The 19,436-nt window shown below is 49.6% G+C and carries 21 protein-coding genes; 4 read left to right on the forward strand and 17 right to left on the reverse strand.

The genetic code is table 11. The features are described 5' to 3' along the window. The first annotated feature begins 405 nt into the window (after positions 1-405). Complete coding sequence (locus IB286_RS14175) at positions 406-2,643, forward strand: TonB-dependent receptor (RefSeq protein WP_190766657.1); 2,238 nt, start codon at positions 406-408, stop codon at positions 2,641-2,643. 148 nt (positions 2,644-2,791) lie between these two features. Here the strand turns inward: IB286_RS14175 and IB286_RS14180 are convergent, their stop codons facing one another. From IB286_RS14180 to IB286_RS14195, 4 genes are all read right to left on the reverse strand, one after another. Further along, positions 2,792-4,162 carry an oxygenase MpaB family protein gene (locus tag IB286_RS14180; RefSeq protein WP_190766659.1) on the reverse strand — a complete coding sequence of 457 codons (1,371 nt, stop codon included), beginning with the start codon at positions 4,160-4,162 and terminating at the stop codon, positions 2,792-2,794. A gap of 176 nt (positions 4,163-4,338) precedes the next feature. Continuing rightward, entirely contained in the window at positions 4,339-5,568 is a 1,230-nt protein-coding gene (locus IB286_RS14185; RefSeq protein WP_190766661.1) for a DUF445 domain-containing protein, read from the reverse strand. Positions 5,569-5,618: 50 nt separating this feature from the next. Continuing rightward, a complete protein-coding gene (locus tag IB286_RS14190) occupies positions 5,619-6,218 on the reverse strand; it encodes an START domain-containing protein (protein WP_190766663.1) in 600 nt (199 codons plus the stop codon). A 50-nt stretch (positions 6,219-6,268) separates the two neighbouring features. After that, a complete protein-coding gene (locus IB286_RS14195) occupies positions 6,269-6,964 on the reverse strand; it encodes a hypothetical protein (RefSeq protein WP_190766665.1) in 696 nt (231 codons plus the stop codon). Positions 6,965-7,228: 264 nt separating this feature from the next. Between IB286_RS14195 and IB286_RS14200 the strand changes: the two genes are divergently transcribed. Continuing rightward, positions 7,229-8,311 carry a helix-turn-helix domain-containing protein gene (locus IB286_RS14200; RefSeq protein ID WP_190766667.1) on the forward strand — a complete coding sequence of 361 codons (1,083 nt, stop codon included), beginning with the start codon at positions 7,229-7,231 and terminating at the stop codon, positions 8,309-8,311. Positions 8,312-8,340: 29 nt separating this feature from the next. On the opposite strand, the gene IB286_RS14205 is transcribed toward IB286_RS14200, so the two are convergent. From IB286_RS14205 to IB286_RS14235, 7 genes are all read right to left on the reverse strand, one after another. After that, positions 8,341-9,831: a flavin-containing monooxygenase gene (locus tag IB286_RS14205; protein ID WP_190766669.1), complete on the reverse strand. Its 1,491-nt coding sequence runs from the start codon at positions 9,829-9,831 to the stop codon at positions 8,341-8,343. A gap of 544 nt (positions 9,832-10,375) precedes the next feature. Then, on the reverse strand, positions 10,376-11,110 hold the full coding sequence (locus IB286_RS14210) for a tyrosine-type recombinase/integrase (protein WP_190766671.1): 735 nt from the start codon (positions 11,108-11,110) through the stop codon (positions 10,376-10,378). A gap of 145 nt (positions 11,111-11,255) precedes the next feature. Further along, the gene (locus IB286_RS14215) at positions 11,256-11,846 is read right to left on the reverse strand and encodes a Fic/DOC family protein (RefSeq protein WP_190766672.1); all 591 of its coding nucleotides are present in this window, start codon (positions 11,844-11,846) and stop codon (positions 11,256-11,258) included. A 1-nt stretch (position 11,847) separates the two neighbouring features. Continuing rightward, a complete protein-coding gene (locus IB286_RS14220; RefSeq protein ID WP_223826424.1) occupies positions 11,848-12,015 on the reverse strand; it encodes a YhfG family protein in 168 nt (55 codons plus the stop codon). A gap of 234 nt (positions 12,016-12,249) precedes the next feature. Beyond that, entirely contained in the window at positions 12,250-12,453 is a 204-nt protein-coding gene (locus tag IB286_RS14225; RefSeq protein ID WP_190766673.1) for a hypothetical protein, read from the reverse strand. A 163-nt stretch (positions 12,454-12,616) separates the two neighbouring features. Next, positions 12,617-13,225, reverse strand: a complete 609-nt coding sequence (locus IB286_RS14230) for a Uma2 family endonuclease (protein ID WP_317889770.1) — start codon at positions 13,223-13,225, stop codon at positions 12,617-12,619. A 218-nt stretch (positions 13,226-13,443) separates the two neighbouring features. After that, complete coding sequence (locus tag IB286_RS14235; protein WP_190766675.1) at positions 13,444-13,704, reverse strand: hypothetical protein; 261 nt, start codon at positions 13,702-13,704, stop codon at positions 13,444-13,446. Between the two features lie 463 nt (positions 13,705-14,167). Here IB286_RS14235 and IB286_RS14240 point away from each other — a divergent pair, with 463 nt between their 5' ends. Further along, the gene (locus tag IB286_RS14240; protein ID WP_190766676.1) at positions 14,168-14,548 is read left to right on the forward strand and encodes a hypothetical protein; all 381 of its coding nucleotides are present in this window, start codon (positions 14,168-14,170) and stop codon (positions 14,546-14,548) included. 401 nt (positions 14,549-14,949) lie between these two features. On the opposite strand, the gene IB286_RS15655 is transcribed toward IB286_RS14240, so the two are convergent. From IB286_RS15655 to IB286_RS14250, 3 genes are all read right to left on the reverse strand, one after another. Beyond that, positions 14,950-15,081 carry a hypothetical protein gene (locus tag IB286_RS15655; protein ID WP_263399087.1) on the reverse strand — a complete coding sequence of 44 codons (132 nt, stop codon included), beginning with the start codon at positions 15,079-15,081 and terminating at the stop codon, positions 14,950-14,952. A 63-nt stretch (positions 15,082-15,144) separates the two neighbouring features. Further along, positions 15,145-15,594 carry a hypothetical protein gene (locus IB286_RS14245; RefSeq protein WP_190766677.1) on the reverse strand — a complete coding sequence of 150 codons (450 nt, stop codon included), beginning with the start codon at positions 15,592-15,594 and terminating at the stop codon, positions 15,145-15,147. A gap of 182 nt (positions 15,595-15,776) precedes the next feature. Then, the gene (locus IB286_RS14250) at positions 15,777-16,931 is read right to left on the reverse strand and encodes a GIY-YIG nuclease family protein (protein WP_190766678.1); all 1,155 of its coding nucleotides are present in this window, start codon (positions 16,929-16,931) and stop codon (positions 15,777-15,779) included. A gap of 163 nt (positions 16,932-17,094) precedes the next feature. Between IB286_RS14250 and IB286_RS15835 the strand changes: the two genes are divergently transcribed. Further along, positions 17,095-17,322: a helix-turn-helix domain-containing protein gene (locus IB286_RS15835; protein ID WP_190766679.1), complete on the forward strand. Its 228-nt coding sequence runs from the start codon at positions 17,095-17,097 to the stop codon at positions 17,320-17,322. A gap of 249 nt (positions 17,323-17,571) precedes the next feature. On the opposite strand, the gene IB286_RS15550 is transcribed toward IB286_RS15835, so the two are convergent. From IB286_RS15550 to umuD, 3 genes are read right to left on the reverse strand one after another with little or no spacing between them, the layout of a single operon-like run. Next, positions 17,572-18,339 (reverse strand): DUF4113 domain-containing protein, encoded by a 768-nt coding sequence (locus IB286_RS15550; RefSeq protein WP_223826425.1) that lies wholly within the window; start codon positions 18,337-18,339, stop codon positions 17,572-17,574. A 14-nt stretch (positions 18,340-18,353) separates the two neighbouring features. Beyond that, positions 18,354-18,824 (reverse strand): Y-family DNA polymerase, encoded by a 471-nt coding sequence (locus IB286_RS15555; RefSeq protein ID WP_223826426.1) that lies wholly within the window; start codon positions 18,822-18,824, stop codon positions 18,354-18,356. 9 nt (positions 18,825-18,833) lie between these two features. After that, positions 18,834-19,280: a translesion error-prone DNA polymerase V autoproteolytic subunit gene (gene umuD, locus IB286_RS14265; RefSeq protein WP_190766681.1), complete on the reverse strand. Its 447-nt coding sequence runs from the start codon at positions 19,278-19,280 to the stop codon at positions 18,834-18,836. Positions 19,281-19,436: the final 156 nt, after the last annotated feature.

The raw sequence follows: 19,436 nt of genomic DNA on the forward strand, positions 1-19,436 counted from the left end.
CTTAAAATTAGCATGCCGAAAGTCACACTGAACGTCTCTTTCCAGGCAAAACCATTCCGTTCGCGCGAGTCAGGATTCCTTATGCTCCCTAAGCGCCTGAAGTCAAGGTTTGGGGACTTCAAGTCAACTACTATCAGGCTCAGCCCCTTAAGGTCACCAGCGAAACAAGGAGCACACGCTGCCAAGCGATCGCTCACAGAGCGCTACCCCAAAAGCAGCATTCAAACATACAATGCCAGCAGAACCTGACCGCTGGCAGCGAGTTAAAAACCGCGGAGGATGGTCGTGAAAAAAACGACAATAATACATACGGCATTAATAGCCACGAGTCTTTCCACAATAACCGGTGTACAGGCCAACGAAAGCGCTGCAGCACGCCCCGCCAGTCGGCTGCTGGAGGAGGTGATGGTTACGGCTCAGAAGCGGGCAGAGGACCCTGCTGATGTGCCCATTTCCATCCAGGCTTTTGGTGAAGAAAAGCTGGATGCCATGGGGATTACCACCCAGGCCGATCTGCAACAGTTGGTGCCGAGCTTGAATATCAGTACCCTACTGGCATTCACCACAGTCTATCTGCGTGGAATCGGTACCGATGCCTTTCTAACGGCCGACCCCAGCGTTGCTAACTATATAGACGGCATCTATTTTCCCTTCGCCTTAGGCCTGTCGCAGGATTTTGGGGTTCTGGAACGGGTGGAAGTGTTGAAGGGCCCGCAGGGCACTCTGTTTGGTCGTAATACCACGGGCGGCGCCATGCACATTATTACCCGCGACCCAACGCTGGGGGAATTTCAGGCCCAGCTGAATATAACCCGCGCCACCTACCCTGAGCTTCACACCAAGGCCTATGTAAATATCCCGGTGGGTGAAGATTTTGCGGTTTCGGTATCGCCGATCTATTCTCAAACCGAGCACTATATTCAGAATGTGCATCCCGACCCTCAAGTAGAACAGAAAGACGACGTCAACAAGGGTGTACGGGTAAAAATGCGCTGGGCCCCAACAGATTGGGCCGATATCACGCTGTCGGCACTGGATATCGAGTCCGATGCACCCGGCACCACAATTTTCCCTGCGCGTACCGCAACAGATTTGGCGGTAACACTGGGCGCAGAACGCAAGCAGTATCAAGAAGGCAGCGACGAAGCGAGTCTTGATGGCTGCTGTGAACAACTTGCGGAAAATCGCGTTTACTACGGTTCGGCAAAGTTCTTCACGCCCTGGTTTGATATCAAATTGTTGGCGAGTGATCAAAAAGTACAAACCAGCACCACAGCCGATTTTGATGGCACTAAAGAAACGATTATGGTGTTGTTCAACAAAGGTTTCGACGCAGATATTCAGACCGCGGAGTTGCAGTTCATATCCAATCAGGAGTCCTGGGGCAGCGAGTGGATGAAGTGGATATTTGGGCTGTATCATTTTGAAGGTTTGACCGGCACGATTGAGCCAGGATCACGCGCAGAGGCACTGTTCTTTAGCTCAACCCTGGACGCCATCTACGATCCATTACAACCGATTCTGAGCTTGGTGGACAAACTGGATACCTTTGATCTGGTAGCTAACCTAGGCGATGGTCTGCCAATCGAGCGGCTATTTGCCACCACGTTGGTGGAAACTAAATCCGACGCAGCCTTCCTGCAAACGACGTTTACCTTTAACCACTGGCTCGATCTTACCCTTGGTCTGCGGTATCAAGACGAAAGCCGGGAGATGAAAGATTCCCGCTTCGGAATTCTGGTTGCCGGTGAAGAGTTGACGCTGGAAGATCGCAACACGGCCCAAAAGCAGGATGGAACCGTTGTTGGCCCATATCATTCTGAACAGACGTTGAGCCCGAAAGTATCGCTGGAACTTCACCCCTTTGATGATGAAACTCTGATCTATCTCAGTTATCAGGAAGCGACTAAAAGTGCCACCTATAACCCCTTGGCTGTCAACGGTCCGGCGACCTTTGCCGAGCCTGAATCAGTTTCCGCTTGGGAATTTGGCGCAAAGAGCAGCTTCTTCCACGGTACACTTATGATTAACGGCGCCATTTTTGACTACGACATGGAAAATCTTCAGGTTCAGTTCGTCTCGCTGTCGACTGGCGGTGCAGTGTCCTTCGAAAATGCAGAATCTGCCCATATTCGTGGGCTGGATTTTGACTTTACCTGGCTGATTGCACCGCACTTGGTCGAGGGGCTGGTACTGGCTGGCGGCATGGGTTGGCTCGAAACCGCCGAGTATACGTCGTACCCCAATGCCAAGGGCTACATCGACAACTCCGGTCAAACTGCTAGTAATCAGGACTTTACCGGCAACCGCATCGTAAAAACCCCTGAAATTTCAGGAAACCTGGCTCTCGCCAAGTCCTGGTGGCTGGGCAATCATCAATTCGAAGTGGTCGGCACACTGTACTTCACCGATGAGTTTTTCAACGAACCTTCCAACCGTGAGCAGACCAAACAACCTGCGTACAAAGTATGGGGCGCTCGCGTCGGCTACTTCTACGAGCCGTGGAACCTGCGCGTGAGCGCATTCGGAGCCAACCTTACCGACGAGTTCTATACCCGAGGCATCCAGCCTTCAGACTTTGGTGACCAGAGTACCATTGCCGCACCTCGGACCTACGGGATGCGGATGTCCTGGGAATACTGATGCGCTCCTACCTCCCGCCAGGTTTCAGGCTTGCCCGGTCACAACGACCGGGCTTTTTTTGCCTGAAGGTTGCCACAGAGCGAGAATCATCAGGCGCAAAAAAGCCGGCTTTTGCCGGCTTGAAAAGTACAACTGATGCGTTATCACGTTATCGTGTTAGATTATCGTGGTGAGCATAGGTGATTGCGCCTTCTTCACCGGACGGTTGCAACAAGGCTTTTACCATTATCATCAAAGCACCGCCGTCGGGAGTGAACTTTCCCTTGTAAGGCTTCTGGCCTTTGAAGCGCAGTGCGTGAACCAGTTTGTTCAGTGAGGCGTGGACGGTCGGCAACCAGCGCAGATAGTACACCTTGCGTACCGCGCGCATCTCGTCGCACAGTGGGTTCCCCAACATATAGCGTGAATACGCGTGTAGCAGATCAAACGCAAAGCGACCTGCCAATCGCTTCCATGCGCGGTCGCGGTGGTAACGGGTAAAGGCCTCTTCGAAACCAAGAAACAGCGCATCATACAAATCATAGGTAAATCTTGAAGGTTCACCGAGGGTCGCCCAGCACATATCCAGCAGGTAAAAATTCTGCTCGGTGCTACGGGGCACAATATCATTGCGCACACCCATCAGATAACCGATATAAGTCCACTGCATGCGCAGGCCTTCCAGATCCCGATCGGTGACCGGATGGCCGAAGACGCGCTCACACAAACCGATCTGCAAGCCGAAAAAAGGAATACCGAAGGCGGTATCAACTTGGTTCATGGGATTGCCATAGGTGGCATAGTCGAACAGATCACCCTCGGTGGATTTGATCATTTTTGCACGCACCATGGCGTGCATCAGGCGCACATTCACCGCTGCTTTAAAGCCTGGCCCGTAGCGTCGCAGGCCGTCTTTACAACCGGTTTGCGCGTAAAACGCAACGCTTTCCAGGCTGCGATTCACAATATTCTTCTGAAAGCGCCCCGTCATGCCTACGGCGTTGCTGATACTGTGGCTACCGGCTGTCGCCAACGAACCCAGCGTAACGCCGAGCATAATGCCCAGATAGCTCGCTTTGTCGAGCATCATCACGCCATCATTGACCTTGTCCCAATCCAGCCACTCCGGGATATGATCCAATTGCGCAAACAGATCCAGCAATTCTTGTGGTGGATTGTCCAGGCTGTCGATACCGTGATCGATCGCCTGCAGAAACATTTTTCGACCCTTCCCGCTAGGCAGACGGTTGAACATTTCAACCACCGCATCCATCAAGGGATCACCTTCCCAGGCGGCGTCAAACAAGCGTGCTGAATAATTTTCGTCAATCGATGGAAGACTATCGTTAACGGTACGAAAATCATCAAGCAGGAATTTTCGCAGCTGCCAGGTAGAAGGCGTGTATTGATATCGGGCAGGTGCCGCTCTTTCCGGCTTTGCACCCTCTTCTCTCACGTAGTTAAGAGGGTGGTCAGCCAGTAACGCTTGAGTCAGATCAGGCGTTGACGGAACGGTATTATGGGGGGGTACGGCATTCATTGTGCGCTCCTCGGTTTATTGCCGGATACACAATATCCTGCTGCGTGTACGTGATGCAGTCATATCAGGTGCAATATCATTCAGATTACGACACCACACCGATTCATTCAGCAGAGCTTAAAAATACCGGATTATTAACCGATTGATAAACCTGCCTTGACTCCACGCGGCGGTCGTCACTGACCAAAGCCAAGAAAGCTTCCACCGAACAGATAGACAAGCTGGGCGGTTCCTGCAGCGCCACCCAGAAAGCCGCCCACCAGTATCACAATCCACTGTTCAGACTCGAAGATGGGCATAAGCAGGCCCTGGAACTGATGTGGAGAAAGCGCTGATAACCGCCGTGAAATAAGATTGTTGATGGGCTCCAGCAATTTCCGGGTGACTTTAGGTTGATCGAGGGCACGCATCAACCGGTCCTGTACAAGACTGATGGTCATTGCATCAAATTCAGTTTTCTGGCCCGAAATGCGCATCAGCTTGTCGAAGGTACTGCTGAAACGATTTTTATCCATGATTTTACGGATTTTTCGACGTACCAGACGATGTACTTCATCGCTGTTATCCCCTTTCCAGATGTAGTCGAACAAACCCCGCACATCGAGAAACTGACTGGTAAAGGAATCTGCAAATTGCGCCGATACTACCTGTTGTCGTTTGATGAAAATGCCTTGCAATTTGTAGCCGAGAATATTCACCGGTTCGCCGGGTTTGAAGATAATCTGTAGGGCAATCCAGTTGGTGCCAGCGCCAACCAACACACCAAACAGGGGTAATACCCACGCACTCGGAAGGTAATACCAGATCAATGCCTGAGCAATGCCCAACGGGAAGCCAAGGAACAGACCGCTCAGGATAATCAACTTGAGCTCGTAGCCCGCCATCCTGGTTACAAGGTTAGTAACAATTTCAGGATTTTTCTCGGCCTCTTTGGCAGCTATCTCCTCAATATTGATAAATCGCTCTGCATTCTGCGCAACGTCTTCGAGGATTTCCCTAGAGAGCTCGGGCAGCTGTTCCCTGACTTTTCGATAGACCATGGCCCGAATGGGTTTGGGTGACAATTCCCAGTAGAGCGTGGTGTGCTCCTCCATAATGTCGTCGACCCATTCTTCAATCTGCGGGGAAACCATATGGCTGATATAGCCAATGGCATCAGCTTCATCCAGCGCAGCCAGCATCTCCCGTTCGGTACAGATCACTGAAATAGAGTTTTTCACCAGTTGTTTGGTGAGACGAACGCGCATTCGGGGCACGATACCTTGCCAGCCGATAAAATTGCCGATGCCCACCCAGCGCACCGGATACAGAATCATCTTGATCCCGATCAGATTCGTAAACCAGCCGATAAACGCGGTGATAAGAGGAATCAGTAGGTAAGGAATATAGTGGTTGTATGCTTCCACCTTCTTGCGCCCCAGTCGTCAAGTGTAGTGATTGGTGTTTAATAAAACCGTCAAGGTTCGGCTACATTGCTCACTTGTGCGTCAGAGAACTCACCACGCTCGATGGCGGCCCGCAGAACACTGATGGATTCGTGGGGAGGCCCTACTGACAGCCAATTTACCATCTTGGCCGGCAACGGGCCGTTGGGGTCTGTATGGGTAATCCAGGTCACGTCTACGCCCCCTTGATCATTCGGTAACAGCGTCCACTGTTGAACGGATTCAATCACTCTGACCTTGCCATTTTTCTCTGGCAGGATGCCGGTCAATGCGCGGTCAGTCAGGATGACAGCATGACTTTTGTCGTCCTGATGTATGGTGCGGTGATACAACACATCGCGATCTGTCACCGGCCAGGGCATGTCCATCTGAAAATACAGTTGTGACTCAGACGCATTCAGCTGCTGTAGCAGTTCAGCTGAGGAGATTATCTTGTTCAATTTAGGCCAATAGCTCATATCCTGAAGTAGTGCAACGATACTGCTGACGCGCCCCTCAATCGTGGTACTGGCCCGGATTTCGCGATAGGCAGAGCCCTCTACAGGACGGGTTGCTATCAGAATGCCATTACTGTCTTTTTCCAGCCGCCAGGCTGCTTCGTCTGCGTTCACGCCGAGTACCTGAAGTGACAAAAATAAAAAGGAAACAAGAGCGGCACGCTTCATGGTATCTCCTGTGAGTCAGATTGGCTGATTCCGCGAATAAGCAGCACACTTCCCATAATAAAGAAAAGCACTAGGCAGGCGTAGGTAACCCAGAAAGTAATCAAACCGTTGTAGGCGAAGGGGCCGCTCTTGAAGAAGATCATCAGACCGGCTGACAGGCTGACCATGGCGATAAAAATCAAAAAGTACCCGTACCATCGGGGATAGAACGATTCCCTAACGTTGGAAGACAGTACGGCGATGGCAATAACGATAACCTCTAGGGTGGCTTCCGGGTAAAACCAGGTAGCGTTGAACCAGCCAAAATCGTGGAATGCCAGCGTTATTTCCGGCATACGCTCGGGTCTGAAGGCAGCTAGGCCCCAGCTCATCCACATCATCATGGTAGCGACCACACCGAGAATGCCGGTCGCTAGTTGGATGTCGGCCAAAATTGGGAAGCCCATACGGTGGCGAATAACCCAGGATGTGGCAATCATCCATGGGATCAGGAAAATGGTACAGGTCATGGCCAGTAGCAAGCCAAAGCGCTTCATATTGGTATCTTCACTGTAAAACGCGGCAATTTCCGTGGCAGCGGCAGCCGGGTCACTGGGTGGAATCCAGTTGGCCAAGAAGATCCATCCAATCGCGATGCCAATACTGGCGACAATGCCTGACCAGGCAGAAAGCTTGAGGTGTGTCTTATTCATTGTGCGAGTCTCTCCCCTCGATATGGTTGCAGCGCCGTTGCTGTGAGTCTGATCACAGTCCAGTCTAGTCAGAGTCCAGATCGTGGCGGTGAATTGATCTTATGCCGGCGGCCGGATGCAATGTTGTCATTTCAGGAGGAAAACCATTCGCTTGGCGCCTCACCATATTGAGCCTTTAAGCCAGCTGGTGTTGAATAGCGGTCGCGCATTGATCCAATTCAGCTCTGGTTCTAGACTGAAAGTACTACAGAGGTAAAGAATGCGATGAATACCAAGTCGTCAGGCTCTGGTCATAACAAGAATAATGCCGCTGGCAATTTGCAACTGACGGATATCTCCAGTAATCACCTTACGCTGCTGTCGTGGGTATTACAGCGTCACGGCATGGATGCAGGTACCATCTTTGCTGAAGCCAATGTCAGCGCTCCGGCCACTAACAGTCCGACCGATCGGGTGCCGCTGGTATCTGTTATTCGGGTGTTGGAACATATCCGGGAAAAGACCGGCGATCCCTGTATCGGTTTAAAACTATACCGGTACATGCGACTAACCCACTTGAATGTGCTTGGCTTTGCGCTTTCCTGCAGCAGTACGTTGCTGGACTTTGTACTGCGTGCACAGCGGTTTTTTGGCTATGTTGGCTCCGCGTTCAGGCTTGAAATTGAAGAACTTGAGAATAGCTTCCTGCTTCGAATACAGATGGATGGGGCTATTTTTCAGGAGCAGCTCAAAGGCGAACAGGGCACTCATCTGTTGATCGAATCCTTTGGGTATTCGGCCTTTGGCATTACTCAAGAAGTCTATGGCGACCCTGTCCCGCTATTGAAAATGTATCTCTACGGTGAGCCACACCCCGATGTAGTAGCGGAGTTCAAAACGGTTGGGGGTGAGGCGCCAGTTATTACCGGCAATGATTTTCTCGGAGTTGAAGTCGACAAGGTCGTTATGAAAACGATACTTCCGGGCGCCAACCCCCAGCTTGCGCGAGAGAGCGATGAACTGGTGATCGAACTGATGGCCACCATCAGTCAGACCAATATTGTTCACCGTTGCGAACGCCTGATTATGGAAGGTTTAGCGACGGGCGATTCCAGTTTGAAGCAGGTTGCGAGACAGATGGGGATGAGTGAGCGCGTTCTGCAGCAACATCTACATGACGACGGCTTAAGCTTCAGCTCACTGGTCAACCGCATCAAGAAAACGCTGGCGATTCAATATCTTCAGGAAGACAAGAAAAATATCAGTCAGATCGCCTATATGCTGGGCTTTGACAGCGCCAGCAATTTCAGCCGCGCGTTTCGCAGTTGGACAGGCTTCTCTCCCAGAGAATTCAAAAACCAGAAGTAGCGCCTGCTTGCAGGCGCTTTAAAGCCTCCTCAGGCAACCTGACGGGTTTGCGCTTCCTTCTTGGCGCCAACAACGGATAAACGCATAAACTTCAGCTCAGGCACTTCTATAGCCTTCTCCAACAAATCAACGCAATCCTTTCGGTAATCATTCAAGACCAGCCACGGCTTTCGGCTGCCTTTGCGTGGCAGACAATGTTGACCGCGCTTCACATAACCAGCATTGATCACATCTATAAAGGGGGCATCGTGAACGGTGCAGTTGTGTTCGTCCACAGGTATCGCCGCACTGAAGCCCTTTTCGTCCATATGATTGAGGAGACGACAGACATACTTCGCGACCAGATCAGCCTTCAGCGTCCAAGGGTAGCTGACATAGCCAAATATCCAGCTGAAATTGGGCAAATCCTGAATCAAAGCACCGTTGAACTGCATCAGCTTACTGATATCTTTTGTAAGACCATCTACGCTCAGCTGCGCTCCACCCAGCATTTGCAATTCCAGCCCGGTCGCCTTTATCACGATATCCGCGTCAATATGACTGCCGGACTTCAGCAAAATCCCCTTATCGGTAAAGCGCTCAATATGGCCGGTTTCTACCGACGCATCACCAGCGCGAATGGCCTTGAAAAAATCATTCCGTGGAACTAGGCACAGGCGCTGATCCCAGGGATCGTATTTGGGATTAAAATGCTCCATATTGTCCTTGCCGACCTGGCGTTCAACCAGCTTCATCAGCAACTTGCGAACGGCTTTCGGGTAACGCCGAGATGCCCCCCACAGGGTTTCAAACAGACGGATATAGAAGCGCCTGATAAGCTCGTTGCTGCGCTCTTCAGAAAGAAAAATATTGAGCAGTGGAGAAACTCGGTCGTGTTCAGGAATGGAAATAATATAGGTAGGTGAGCGCTGCAGCATGGTTACATGGCCAGCCTCTTTGGCCATGGCAGGAACCAGTGTGACGGCCGTAGCGCCACTGCCGATAATAACCACTTTCTTGTTGCTGTAATCGGTATTTTCAGGCCAATGTTGCGGATGAATAATTTGGCCGCCAAAGGCATCTTCTTTGGGTAACGTCGGGTTGTAGCCCGCATCATGGTTGTAGTAGCCGGAGCCCATCACCAGAAAGCGCGCTTTGTATTCAAGCGTCTCACCGCTGATTTCATCTTTCGCGGTAACCGTCCAGCAGCAGGCCTCGCTCGACCAGCTGGCGTGAGTGACCTGTTGTCCGAAACGGATTGCCTCAGGGACTTTATGCTCTTCTGCGGCCTCTTCCAGATAAGTTCGAATAGCCTCGGCACTGCCCAGAATTTTGCGGTTTTTCCAGCGTTTGAAACCGTATCCAAAGGTAAACATGTCCGCGTCAGAGCGAATGCCCGGGTACTTGAATAAATCCCAGGTTCCCCCGATACGGTGACGACGCTCCAGAATCGTAAAGGACTTTCCAGGGCAGTTCATGCGCAGATGGCAAGCCATCCCTATGCCCGAAATTCCCGCGCCAACAATCAGTACTTCATCCATCGCATGCCTCTGCTTATATGTAGTGAGTCATCAAAAGTCTATGGCAAGGTTTAGGATACGAGGCTTCATTTCACGCGGAATAATGTTCCCAACACTACGCCAAAACCTAGGTAATGCCACTGATGAGGTATTTAGCGAGAGGAGGATGCTGCTATGTGGTTTTGATGGTTATCTGAGATGCACTGATATCTGATTATCAAAGGCTGCCTCACGGCTTACAGACTTTGTTTGATCGATTTGCTGGTCATACGTGATATTGGATTATCCACGGGCTAGCGGTGCCCCCCACTTGTTAGAAGTCGAAGTCGTGTACGCCTTTAGGGTAGCCGATCGAGGTACTTTATTGGCCGGCGGCTTACCATTATCGTGCAATTCCAGCAACCAGTTAGCCGGCATAGTCCGGGGGTCACATTATGCAACGGTACCGCCTTTGAAAATGCCGCGTTCGCGAGAATTTTCTTTACTACGGGATGACTGCTTGGTGACTTATTGCCGCCATTGTTTGCGGCGCTATGAGCGTCGGCTTTGTGCCAAAAGTCGTCCATCAATGAAAATCCACCCCGTCCAAAAAATGCCCGCCATCGGCGGTGAGCACATTGGTATAGATTTCGGTGCTTTCAATGGATTTGTGCCCGAGGAGCTGGCTCAGGATCTTCAGCGGCCGTCCGTGTAGCAGCAGGTGAATCGCAAAGCTGTGCCGAAAGGTATGACACGTGATATTGATCGGCGCGCCCCCTACCCGCTCCACTAAATCGTGGATGTGTCGATTCACCGTCTGGCGCGCCATCGTAAAAATCCGCTCGTCTTTCCTAAAATGCCCCGCATACAAGTAGCTCTGAATTCGGTCGACCACAATGGGATCCACAATGGGGATGGCCCGCTTGGGACTGCGAGCCAATTGAGTCTTTGTCGGCCGCCCCGGCCGTTGCTTTAAGGTGCGTAGCACCACCATGAAATCGTAGCCATCATCCACAAAATGACTGGGCGTGAGCGCCAGCACCTCAGAGATGCGGGCGCCGGTGGTCCACATGAGGTCGAGGATTAAGCGGTAGGTCGGGTGTTTTTCGGCATCAAGCAGGCCGAGAATTTCAGGTTTCAGCAAATAAGCCGGCATGTTTTCGATGGTATCGAGGACCATCTCACGCTTGGCGATCAGGCGCTGCCAGTCGATTTGCACATGCTGAATAGGAAACGTATCCAGGCGTGGTGGATTCGGGTAGAAGAGCCTCGGTGGGCGCTTTGATTGAAATGCTCCGCTGCTGTCCTGAATCCGTACCATTTCACCATAATCCCTGGTGCACATTTATCCCTGTTATACGCCCCCAGTTCACCCCCGGCAACCCCTAAAAGCCGACAAAACAGCGGAAAACCCGGCGGGTTCCAGAATACGCATAAAGGGTGCAATCGTGTTAAATCCGCAGGCCTTATTCACCAATACAGCGGTCAAAAATCATCGCCATTTTCGTGTAATCACAGTCGACCGCCGCGATGTTCGCTTCGATCCATTCCTCCTGGTGGATGGGGGTCCAATCGACCTCAAAGCCAACATTGATAATCAGGTGCTCGAACAACAAGCGTAGTGTGCGACCATTGCCCTCGCGAAAGGGGTGCAGCATGTTCAGTTCACCGAAGTATTCAGCGACATCGCTTATCAACTGGCTGCGTGATGCGTTGGCGAACCATTGTTGCTTTGCCAGTTGTCGGAAAAGCCGCTCCCCTTCAGGCTCGATTCTTGATGCCGTGCAGAACCGCGTGTTGCCTTTGCTGATATCCGTGCTTCGTACTTTACCGGCCCAAGGGTAGATCGCCTTGAATAAGTGATGATGGAGCCTTTTGAGGTAAGTGAAATCGTACGGAGGAAGCTGAAATTCGAGGGTTTCAGAAGCGGCAAGGGTCAGGACAATTTCCGCCTCGGACAACGCCGCATCATCCCGAAGGTTGAGGTGATTAATAAGAACTGACGTACCGGGATAGCAGTCGGGGTCGTGCTCTACGCCGTATTTATCGCGCGCCACACTAGGCTTTAACCTGCCAGCCGGACTGAGGAGAAGTCACTCGGGGCTGCTTGCGCTCCGCTGCCGCGGGATCCAAGCCTTCAAGACGGAGGCTTGCGGCATAATTGCGACGACGCACAGTAGCAAAATAGGCCTTCTTTTCTTCGAGTGTTTGAAATTTCATTGTCATAACGCATTTCCAGTCGATGCGGTTATTTTAGCACATTTTTCCCCGCATTGATGGGCGGCCAAACTTGATACCAATCCAGGTAAAACTGGATCAGATGTTGTTTTCACGACCATGTTACTATCAGCACAACAGAAAAAACCGATCACAGCTTCGCATAGATTTTCATTCCGCAGTCCACCGCATCCTCAGGCACGACCTCTATAATTTGATCGCGAAGTGCTTCCACAAACTCTTCTAAAAAATCGGATGATCCAGAGAAATGGCAAACTCCTCGACCTTGCCATTTGGCAGCTCATGCATGATGACCCCATGCCATTGCTTTTCGATACACCGGTAACGGGAAGGTACATGATTTACCGGCCGACCAGCCCAATACTCAAGCACGAGTCGGCGCTTTTTCTGCTTAGGCGATTTTTTGCGTTTACGGGGACGCGGCATTCAATAGATATCCCAAAATGGCGTGGCTGGAAACTAATCTGGCAGTACCACGTACCCGAAAATCGGAACTTCAGGCATGGCGCAAATGCGATCTTGTACCGCCTGTGTAACTGACATGGTAAAACCTTGGCGATTAATCGTCATTTCTGAAAACGAAAATGACCTACCAGTCCCCCATCAAGTCCGTTAAACAGACAGCGCTATCTTCAAACGGTTGAACGCTAACCATGGCATTCCCACTGAATAGGCCCGTAGATTGCCAATAGTTACCTTGAAGTTCAAATGTCTCCAATGTGCAATCGGCAAGGTCTGCCAACCATAAAAATTCAACACCGTAACGGGCATATAGTGGTTTCTTTAACACTCGATCCACACTTGCTGTAGATGGTGACAAAATTTCGCAGACCCAGTCAGGAACAATGTTAAATTTATGTGAGCCTGGAATATCAGGCATACGGTCTTTACGCCACCCCACTACATCAGGCACCACAACAACCTCATCCAGCACAAGGTGGACTTCTGGCTCTTGGAGTATCCACCATCCACCGGGGCCGCCCCGCCCCTTTTGATAAGGGATGTTGTACTCCGCACTCATGTTTGACGCGGCAACGATGTGTTTACCGTTCGGGCTTGGCCTAGTTATAAGCTGACCGCCCATTATTTCTCCTCGAAGGCAAGCCGGTAGAGCTTCAAGGTCCCGGTACAAATTTGTCTTATGAGGAGATCCCATTGTCTTGCGCTCGTTATCGCATCCGTTAGGCAACTTAATCATTATAGGAGTTTGAGGTCACAATCTGTGACCTCAAGGCGGCAATTTTGAAGCACAAAAAAACCGCCACGATGGACGGTTTCTCTGTTTGGTAGTCAGGTAGTTAATCCGCTACCAAGTGTCGTGCACACAAACAAGTGAAATACAGTATAAGAAGTTTTGGCCACGAGTTTCAATCATCGTTTAAATTTGTATTAAAGTCTCAAAAGTGCGAGGCCACCTCAATCAAAACTCTCTCGATCCTTAGTTTCAATTTGATTTCCTCTCGAAAAGTCCTCAGAGACAGAAAATTCATCAGAGTTAAAAAGCGAGCCACAAGATTTCGGCAAACTTTCGAATAAATTTTCTGGCGGTTTTGCCGATTTATCCGTGAGCCAAATTTTGGGTTCACCCAGTTTCGGTGTTAATTCGCCCCGTGCAATCCTTAATACCCGCTCGCGGATTTTATCTTTTGCCATAACACCGGCTTTTGGCGTTTTCATGAGCTTAAACCAATAACAGTTCGTGCCACACGATTGAAGGATTTGACATCACCCAGCTCTTCAATTTTTAGCCAAAAACCCGGATGGGAAGTGCTTCATATTCATGAAGCTTCTAGCCTGTCGATTCCAACATAGAAATAAGCAACACTTTTACCATGAATAATTAAAACACCTCGACAACTGTGCGCCTATTTAACTATTATCGTAATGTCATTTCCATCACGGCCACCCCAACCCTGATGCGTTAAAAATCTGTATCGTACGATACACATACATTTCGCTACACTTTTTTACGCTTACCGCGATCGGTGTTTTCAAATACAAATTTTCTTTCCATTTAGATCCCTTTTCCAATTCGGAGTGGCACCTCTTTTCTTTTATGCGGCTCGCATTTCCACTTGATTTAATAAATAACTTATAATGGTTATCCCATTACATTTTCCAGTGACGAATCAGGGCAACTATGAATATTGATAAACTCCAAAAACAGCTAGATGGGGAAGTCAAACTTCTCGAGAAAAAAGCAAAATTTATTACCGAACTGAATGTGTTGATGAAAAAACACGGCCAGACGGACGCTTCTTTATTGGAAATTCTCAGCAGCACTAGTTCCACTGAAGCTTCTACCCCTAAGCGTGGACGCCTTGCTAAAAAAGCCGCGCCGGCGCAAGCCAAGGCCGCCCCAAAGAAAGCACGAAAAAAGCCGCCCGCCCGTCCTGAGCGCACCTTCAAGGATCCTAAATCAGGTAAGACACTGAAAACCCGTGCACCGCAGGTCAATAAGCAAATCAAAGCCTGGGCTCAGGCTGCGAAGAAAACATGGCAGGAACTCGAGGTTAAATAGCTCTTCTTTTAAAAGGGAAAGTCCCGCCTCAAAACCCACCAAGGTATCGACAAAAAAATCACTCTGATTCCACAGGAGGAGTCGATACCTCGGTTGGCAATCGGCATAAAACCGTAAATCATGCCTGATCACTACCCTTTTTTAATCCAACCTAGCTTCTCCATATATTTCGCAATTCGCTCGGCATTAAAGTAAAAAATCAACGGCGTCGCGAGGGCCATAAGCCAACACGCTATCACAAAGATATTGATCCACATACGATTCTCGCCCCTCTCAAACCCATCTTTTTAAGAACAGAACAATCGGTTTTTGGTAACGTACAAACAAATAGGGAACCGCCAAAGCCAGCATCGAACAGCTCAACGCAAAAATCGTCATCCCGGCACTCAACATTTTCTCCTTTAGGCTCTAACGCCCTGCTGTTGAATTCTCAAAAATTTGCCTAAATAGTGCTCCAGACAGCTCTCGCAAATATCACTGGTAATACCGATGATTTCATCTGTCAACACCGCGACTTGCTTTGTACGCCACATATTGTTCTTCCATAGCGGAGCGAGAGCTCCGTCATCAATTTGGCTTTCCCGTCACCGCTCGTCTCAATTAAGCGTAGTTAACGTCCCTGCTTTTTCGATCGCATCCAGCACTTTTTTCTCCTCATCTCGGAGCCGCTTAAAATATTCCGTTCCATTGCGTACCTGTTCATCCATCGGATCCGTCGCGGCTCCAAAGATCCAGAAGCCCGAGAGGTCAATTCTGGATTTTTCGTTGTCACTGGCCGCGTCTTCGACGGCTTTTATTCTTTCCGCCACACGCTCATTAACATAATCCTGGATTTCTATATCGGATTTTTCTGCCCACTGGTAATTTGTGACTTCGCTATGTTGGCGGATCACCTCCCAAATAGACTGCGGGATGCGTAGTCGAACTCGACCCGGCTCCACTTCATATTCTTCCGCGGTTAATTCCAAGTGGACAGCGAAATCATCTGCCACTTCTTTATATAAATGAAAACGTTCACCGTAAAAAATAGATGCTTTTGTGGACATTATTGTCTCCTAATATAATCGAATAGGTAGCGCGGCGCGCTGGACTCATGTCTGTCCTTTCTCAAAAGAGAGGGACACTTTCCAATACAGAATTCGCCAAGCCCCCACTAAACCCGCCTACCAATTTACTAATCGTTTAAAACCAAGGAGGGTGAAGCTATGCGGCCACCCCCCCTAAAAACTCAAAGATCGAGCAAGACGTGCGGGATCGTCGAGTAGGTTTTCCCCTCTAGGAGACTTTTAATTTGGTTGAAACTAATATCTCTATCCCCCATCCCGCAAACCTTCTCGTGGATTTTTTCCATTGACCAACCTGAAGCATGCCAGATCCTAGCGCTGACTATCTGGGGATATGTAAGCCTTTTTTCATTACCTGTCATAACCTTGATGCGGTAATTCAAATCGTTTTGCCATAGCTCCTTTAGCTTTTCATTTGAGCCACCTGTACCCGTTGGCAACCCCGGCTGCCTCAACGATTTATTGACCACATTTTCGAGTTCGAAAAGGGTGGCATCAACATCGAGCTCCTCCCTCTTCTTGCCGGTCATAGTCGAAAGAAACTGGAGGCCAGCCTTACCTCCGGGAATCATATTCAGCCCATTAGGGTGATTCGCCGCTAACGTCCGGTTCTCGACTTCGGCTTCCTCAATATCAAGTGCCTCGGACTCTGTCAGGCCCGCTCGCAAAACTTGATGTTCAACGGAATCAACAGGAAACAGTTCTCCCCGTAAAGCTTGATGAAAACGAAGCAGTGAACCACGACGCGTGGCGTACACGTGCTCTTTGTAACGCTGCTGCCAACTTCTGCGTGTGACACCAATATAAGTCCCGCAATCATTAATGAGGGCTCCACGGCTATTAGGCAATTCGTCCTCCTCGAACTCGCGAATCACCACGTGCTCATAAACCTGATAAGCACCTTTTCTACAAACACGTGCTTCAAGGTCTTTCAGAATAAACCCCAGCGGTACTATGAAGGCCTCGTGCTGGTCACCCCCCTCCCAACGCACAATTAGGAACTGTCCTTTCCCCTTTGAATCCTTATCGTGTTTTAAAAGCTTCGACGCATAGGCTTGGGATTTCCGTATCCTGGAAAATTCTTTAGCGTGGACCTCAATATAAATATCGAAGCCTGCGGTGGGATACCGCAAGTTCTCTACCAGGACCTCAGCATCCGTGGGCTTATTCATCAGCGGTTCTATACTTTCCACGATGTGGGAAACCAGCCCAGGGTAGCGACCTTCCAAGTCGCACAAGGCACGGTCAATTCCACGGTAAACAGTCGTGTGGAGAGGGAAAAGAAGGTGTTCAAATGCGGTTTTCGAAAAATACTTCATACTTTTTCATCCTTTTAGGTAGTCATATCAAATACCTCCACATATAACTCATATTATTTTTATAAGATCTTTTATAGATGCTATCACATCAAATATGATTCACAAGGATTAAAAACGATATTTTTGTTAAAATATGTGAAATCCAACAGCCCCCTCACACACAATGCTCAGAATTCTGTTTAAACAGCACCTCGATGACAAAAGCTTTAGAGAGCGTCGGCGTATAACCTTGCAAGAAGTGGCAGACGAAACAGGCTTATCAAGACCCACCCTCTCGCGCATATCTAATCAACCGGGGTACAGCACCACGACTGATGTATTGGATGCGCTGTGCGAATACTTTGACTGTGAACCTGGAGACTTAATTAAGCGGGTATCAGAAGCGGACTAAAGAGCTAACGTTAGAAAAAAGCTGGACAGAGCGATGAAGAGGACCGATACTTCTATTCGCCCTTCGACTTTCCTTTCCTACATTTTTTTACTTGTGTATCGAACGATACAGATTTTGAATAGCGTCAAATTCCTCCCTCCTTCATATTCCAATACAGAATCTCGACGATCCTATTCAGCCTTCTAAATTTTTCGGATTCATCTTAAAAACGATTTTCATACTCAAAGCCCAACTCTCTTTGATGCCTACTTATATATGTACACTCGGCACGCTGAATAAATTGGTTGTATAACTCGGCGACCTGTACTGCTGCCGCATAAACCACTTCTTTTTAATACCGTCGCTGGCGAGCTGGATTGTTCCTCTTCCATAGCGGCGGTTTACACCATCTAGAAGCGCCATCAGTTGGTCGGATTCTTTGGGTTGTCCTAGCTCGAACATATCGCTCTGCATGTATCTGCGATCGATCATTTCTATGATGCCGACTCCGGCTTTCAGGTAACTGAATCCCGGTTTATAAAGTTGCTCTGCTGCATATCTGGCGTAATGACTGATCAATCTCGTGTCATTCGTGGGATAAGGCAGTTGCACGACCGTACTGCGGCTGTAGTACTGTTTGTCATAGGGACTGGTTTGTATAAACACATGTAGGGTTGTTGCTAGATGCTGTTGCCGGCGCAGCTTTTCCGCAGCGCGGCTGGCATAGAGCGACACCGCTTCTTTGATTGGGGGGAGTGATGTCGCCTTTACCCCAAAGCCTCTCGTGCAATAAATCTGCTTCTTCGCAGGCGGATGCTCTTCCAGTTCCAAGCACGCCTCACCATTAAGCTCCGCTACCGTTCTTTCCAGATTGACGCTGAATTTGCGCCTGAGCAACTTGGTATTGGCATTAGCCAAATCCCAGGCGGTTTCGATCTTTAAATCGGCTAAGTGTGCCTTGAGCCTTCGTCCAATGCCCCAGACCTTGTCTACCGACATTTTTCGCAGTACCCATTCCCTTTGATCTTCCCGCTCCATCTGGCAAACCCCATTCAGGGCTGGAATTTTTTCGCCGCATGGTTTGCTGCTTTGGCGAGGGTTTTGGTTTTGGCCAGTCCCACACAAACAGGTAAGCGGGCTTCTTTCCAAATCCGTTGTTTTATCGATTGACCCAAGGGTTTTAGATCCGGAGGCATGCCTGTGAACTGGATAAACATCTCATCAATGCTGTAGACCTCAACATGGGGTGAGTAGTCTTTCAGCATGGTCATGACTCTGGATGACATATCGCCATACAGAGGGTAGTTACTACTAAAGACCGCTACCTTATGTTTTTTTAGTAAGGGCTCCACTTTGAAATACAGGGTTAGATCAGGCACACCAAGTTCTTTGGCTTCCTTACTTCTGGCCACAACAAAGCCATCATTGTTGCTGAGCACCACAACGGGCTTACCTCTGAGGTCAGGCCTAAAGATTTGCTCACAGGAGGCGTAGAAGGAATTGCAATCGACAAGGGCAAACATCAGCTTCCCCTACCACGGCCAGCGACGGTGATAGTGGATATGGGCGGCCACAATACCCTCAATAATCAGATCAACCTCTTCTGGTAAAGGAATCGGTTTATGTCTCGCATTAGCAGGCAGTAACTGCCGGTGCTTTAGATCTAATACCTTACAGGTGAGCTGACCGTCCACTGCCGCAATAACCACATCCCCTTGCTGGGGATTCAAAGACCGATCCACCAAGAGTAAGTCACCATCAAAGATCCCCAGCTCAATCATGGAGTCCCCGGAAGCTCTTACAAAGAACGTCGCGGAGGGATGACTGACCAAGTGCTCATTAAGATCGATATTTTTCTCAAGGTACTCCTCTGCCGGGCTCGGAAAGCCTGCCGAGACCTTGTCGCGAAACAGTGGGAGACGGGAGCGCCGCCCTAGGGCAGGAATCAACCTGCCGGGATAGAAGTCGGAATTAGCCATGATGTTTAACAATGAAATAAACTGGACGTATATAAGGGGTATCCATTTAGCTCCACATAGCGTATAACTACTGGATGGATATCCATACTTTATCCCCGATTGCCGGCAAAGACTACCCCCAAAATTGGAATGCATTCCTGGACTGGTTTTCCACTG

The sequence above is a fragment of the Spongiibacter pelagi genome, from assembly GCF_014705705.1.
GTDB lineage: Bacteria > Pseudomonadota > Gammaproteobacteria > Pseudomonadales > Spongiibacteraceae > Spongiibacter > Spongiibacter pelagi.

Coding starts and splice junctions, on each gene's coding strand:
- IB286_RS14175 (WP_190766657.1), top strand. CDS start 406: ATGGTTACGGCTCAGAAGCGGGCAGAGGACCCTGCTGATGTGCCCATT.
- IB286_RS14180 (WP_190766659.1), bottom strand. CDS start 4,162: ATGAATGCCGTACCCCCCCATAATACCGTTCCGTCAACGCCTGATCTG.
- IB286_RS14195 (WP_190766665.1), bottom strand. CDS start 6,964: ATGAATAAGACACACCTCAAGCTTTCTGCCTGGTCAGGCATTGTCGCC.
- IB286_RS14200 (WP_190766667.1), top strand. CDS start 7,229: ATGAATACCAAGTCGTCAGGCTCTGGTCATAACAAGAATAATGCCGCT.
- IB286_RS14205 (WP_190766669.1), bottom strand. CDS start 9,831: ATGGATGAAGTACTGATTGTTGGCGCGGGAATTTCGGGCATAGGGATG.
- IB286_RS14210 (WP_190766671.1), bottom strand. CDS start 11,110: ATGGTACGGATTCAGGACAGCAGCGGAGCATTTCAATCAAAGCGCCCA.
- IB286_RS14220 (WP_223826424.1), bottom strand. CDS start 12,015: ATGACAATGAAATTTCAAACACTCGAAGAAAAGAAGGCCTATTTTGCT.
- IB286_RS14225 (WP_190766673.1), bottom strand. CDS start 12,453: ATGCCGCGTCCCCGTAAACGCAAAAAATCGCCTAAGCAGAAAAAGCGC.
- IB286_RS14230 (WP_317889770.1), bottom strand. CDS start 13,225: ATGATTAAGTTGCCTAACGGATGCGATAACGAGCGCAAGACAATGGGA.
- IB286_RS14235 (WP_190766675.1), bottom strand. CDS start 13,704: ATGAAAACGCCAAAAGCCGGTGTTATGGCAAAAGATAAAATCCGCGAG.
- IB286_RS14240 (WP_190766676.1), top strand. CDS start 14,168: ATGAATATTGATAAACTCCAAAAACAGCTAGATGGGGAAGTCAAACTT.
- IB286_RS15655 (WP_263399087.1), bottom strand. CDS start 15,081: ATGTGGCGTACAAAGCAAGTCGCGGTGTTGACAGATGAAATCATCGGT.
- IB286_RS14245 (WP_190766677.1), bottom strand. CDS start 15,594: ATGTCCACAAAAGCATCTATTTTTTACGGTGAACGTTTTCATTTATAT.
- IB286_RS14250 (WP_190766678.1), bottom strand. CDS start 16,931: ATGAAGTATTTTTCGAAAACCGCATTTGAACACCTTCTTTTCCCTCTC.
- IB286_RS15835 (WP_190766679.1), top strand. CDS start 17,095: ATGCTCAGAATTCTGTTTAAACAGCACCTCGATGACAAAAGCTTTAGA.
- IB286_RS15550 (WP_223826425.1), bottom strand. CDS start 18,339: ATGGAGCGGGAAGATCAAAGGGAATGGGTACTGCGAAAAATGTCGGTA.
- IB286_RS15555 (WP_223826426.1), bottom strand. CDS start 18,824: ATGTTTGCCCTTGTCGATTGCAATTCCTTCTACGCCTCCTGTGAGCAA.
- umuD (WP_190766681.1), bottom strand. CDS start 19,280: ATGGCTAATTCCGACTTCTATCCCGGCAGGTTGATTCCTGCCCTAGGG.